This window comes from Pseudomonas sp. 34 E 7 (genome assembly GCF_900005715.1).
Classification (GTDB): domain Bacteria; phylum Pseudomonadota; class Gammaproteobacteria; order Pseudomonadales; family Pseudomonadaceae; genus Aquipseudomonas; species Aquipseudomonas orientalis_A.
In genome coordinates, this window is the sequence record NZ_CVTX01000154.1 from 256 (window position 1) to 605 (window position 350).

At 59.1% G+C, this 350-nt stretch carries 1 pseudogene; it reads right to left on the reverse strand.

Annotated elements, in window-relative coordinates:
• Window positions 1–114: 114 nt before the first annotated feature.
• Window positions 115–207 (reverse strand): annotated as a pseudogene (locus BFP96_RS30490) (orotidine-5'-phosphate decarboxylase); the annotation flags it as partial.
• Between the last annotated feature and the right edge of the window lie 143 nt (window positions 208–350).

The following is a 350-nucleotide window of genomic DNA, read 5'->3' on the forward strand; positions in this document are numbered from 1 at the left end:
AGTGGCCGTTACCGCAGAAACGGATATGTACTCGATCTGATCCAACATCCTGGTCGGCCCAGAGGCCGCCATCGGGGGCAAGCCCCCTCCCACATTTTCAGTGCCCGCCTGGGGTCAGGCGATTTCAGCAACGACCGCCGCCAACGCCTTAGCCGGATCGGCCGCCTGGCTGATCGGACGGCCAATCACCAGATAATCCGTTGGTGCTGAAGGTCAGCTGACACACGCCATTTACAACGGTGGGAGGGGGCTGGCTCCAATGCCAGTCAAGGCTTTTTGTAGGAGCGAGCTTGCTCGCGAAAAACTCACAGGCACCGCGTTTATTCAGGAAGCACGCGTTATCGTTGACG